The following is a 2,565-nucleotide window of genomic DNA, read 5'->3' as shown; positions in this document are numbered from 1 at the left end:
GGCTTTCTTCAAGGGAGCGTGTACGTGGCTTTTTATCAAAACTTTTCTCTTAAAAACGACTCACTCACGCTGATCCCCTGTCCCAGCCGTGAATGTGATCTGATTTTTACAAAAAGCCGGTAAATCTCGCCTGTGCAAAGTAATATTTCCATTTTTACACCTTCTATCGAAAATAATCAGGGATGAGAACCGGGTACTTTTACCCAATTTGTCGTCTTGACTAAAGAACCCCCAATCACAAAACCACTACCTACTACCCCTTTGAAAATAGCTGTTCCCAAAGAAACCAAACCTTTCGAGCGTCGTGTCGCCCTCACGCCCGACGTGGTCAAGTCCCTCCAAAAAGCCGGTTTTACCTGCCTGATCGAAACCGGGGCGGGCGAGGCTTCTTACTTTTCGGATGAAAAGTACCACGACGCCGGAGCGGGCATTGTACCCACCAGCCAGGCCGCCTTCGCCGACGCTGATGTAATCCTGAAAGTCAATGCGCCCACCGTGGAGGACGTAGCAGCGATGAAAGAAGGCTCCATCGTCATTTCGTATTTCTACGCCTACACCATCCCGGAAGTAGTAGCGGCTTTGAATAAAAAGAAAATCACTGCCTTCTCGATGGATGCCGTACCGCGCATTTCGCGGGCTCAGAAAATGGACGCCCTCAGCTCGCAAGCCAACCTGGCGGGCTACAAGGCCGTCATTTTAGGAGCCAATGAACTCGGCAAGATATTCCCACTGCTCATGACCGCCGCCGGAACGATCACGCCCGCGCGGGTACTTGTGTTCGGTGTAGGCGTGGCGGGCTTACAAGCCATTGCCACTGCCAAGCGCCTCGGCGCGGTAGTAGAAGCCACCGACGTACGGGCCGAAACCAAGGAGCAAGTCGAGTCGCTGGGCGGGCGTTTCCTGCAAGTGGAGGCCGAAGGTGTCAAAGTAGAAGGCGGCTACGCCAAAGAAGCTTCTGCCGACTACCTCGAAAAGCAAAAGGCTCTTATCAAAGACCGCATCAAAGAAGCCGATCTTGCCATTACCACGGCTCTTGTCATCGGTAAAAAAGCTCCCGTGCTAATTACTGAAGAAATGGTCAAAAGCATGAAAACGGGCTCAGTAATCGTGGACATGGCCGTGGAGTCGGGCGGCAACTGCGAACTGAGCGAATTCGGCAAAACCGTCGTCAAGCACGGCGTGACGATCATCGGCGAGGCCAATATGCCCTCGCTGCTCCCCGTCAACGCGAGCGAACTCTACGCCAAAAACATCTCCACGCTCCTCCTCCACCTGGCTACCAAAGACGGCTTCAAGTGGGAGATGGAAGAAGAAATCACCCAAGGCAGCCTCATTACCCACCAAGGGGAATTGGTGCATGGGTTTACGAAGGAGATTTTGGCAAAAAAGTGAAGGAGCGACAGAGATACAAAGCGACAAAGCCACAAAGAGTTGCTGGCGCACGATTACTCCACTTTAAGACGCATTCCCAACTACCGCTAAACTTTGTCGCTTTGTCGCTCTGTGGCTTTGCAACTCAAAAATCAACATCCCCATACCCCCAATCATGAGCATAGAAAATTTCATCTTCCTCCTCTACATCCTCGTCCTGGCCAGTTACTGCGGCTTTGAATTGATTGCCAAAGTACCTCCCACGCTGCACACGCCGCTGATGTCGGGTTCCAATGCCATTTCCGGTATCACTATCGTTGGAGCCATCCTGTGCGTCCGCGAGGGCGACATCAGCAAGTACCTGGGCATGGTGGCCCTTGTCATGGCCAGCATCAACGTAGTAGGCGGGTACGCCGTCACCGACCGAATGCTGCAAATGTTTAAGAAGAAGAAAGGATGATTTTGGACGCTGGATGTTGGACAGGTCCGTCGGTGAGGCTGAATGCTGAACTTTTAACAGCGGAAGTCGATGACCATATTTTAACTATTTTCAATAAGCCCTTCACTTTGTCGCTCTGTGGCTTTGTCGCTTTGTGGCTCCGTATCCCAAAAAATGAATATCCTCATCCAACTCACTTACCTCGTCGCCACGATCCTGTTTATCGTGGGCATCAAAAAACTTAACAAAACGCAGGAAGCGCGGCAGGGCAATATATTGTCGGCGGTAGCGATGCTGCTGGCGGTGCTGGCCACGCTGGTAGACTCGGGCTTGCTGACGCCCATCGAAACGTTCAGTTGCATGCTGGTCGGCGGGGCCATCGGCCTGGTGTGGGCGCGGCGCGTCGAGATGACGCAGATGCCTGAGATGGTCGCCATTTTCAACGGCTTCGGCGGCGCGGCCTCTCTCTTCGTAGCTTTTTCAGACTATTGGACAAGAGCCGTGGAGCAGCCCGAATTGTCCACCGACCTGATTACGATCATCAGCATCCTGCTTTCAGTACTCATCGGCGGCATCACCTTCACGGGCTCGCTAACAGCCTACGGCAAGCTGAGCGGCAAGGTCAGCGGCAACGCTATCGTCTTCAAGGGACAACACCTGGTGAATCTGGTTTTGCTGCTGGTCGCCGTGGCTTGCGGCGTGCTGGTCGCCATCAACACGGGCTCAGTTACGGCTATGATCGTGATGGGCGCGGT

At 53.3% G+C, this 2,565-nt stretch carries 3 protein-coding genes; all 3 read left to right on the top strand.

Features of this window, described 5'->3' with window-relative positions; translation table 11 throughout:
* Positions 1-216 precede the first annotated feature (216 nt).
* Positions 217-1,392 carry a Re/Si-specific NAD(P)(+) transhydrogenase subunit alpha gene (locus ACEW8P_RS19690; protein WP_373514785.1) on the top strand — a complete coding sequence of 392 codons (1,176 nt, stop codon included), beginning with the start codon at positions 217-219 and terminating at the stop codon, positions 1,390-1,392.
* Between the two features lie 154 nt (positions 1,393-1,546).
* The gene (locus ACEW8P_RS19685; protein WP_373514784.1) at positions 1,547-1,831 is read left to right on the top strand and encodes an NAD(P) transhydrogenase subunit alpha; all 285 of its coding nucleotides are present in this window, start codon (positions 1,547-1,549) and stop codon (positions 1,829-1,831) included.
* Between the two features lie 153 nt (positions 1,832-1,984).
* Positions 1,985-2,565: NAD(P)(+) transhydrogenase (Re/Si-specific) subunit beta (locus ACEW8P_RS19680; RefSeq protein ID WP_373514783.1), on the top strand; the 581-nt coding region annotated here is incomplete at its 3' end.

The sequence above is a fragment of the Persicitalea sp. genome (assembly GCF_041751555.1).
GTDB lineage: Bacteria > Bacteroidota > Bacteroidia > Cytophagales > Spirosomataceae > Persicitalea.
The sequence above is the reverse complement of the archived record's forward strand: the minus strand, read 5'-3'. Positions and strand labels throughout refer to the sequence as shown.

Coding starts and splice junctions, on each gene's coding strand:
- ACEW8P_RS19685 (WP_373514784.1), top strand. CDS start 1,547: ATGAGCATAGAAAATTTCATCTTCCTCCTCTACATCCTCGTCCTGGCC.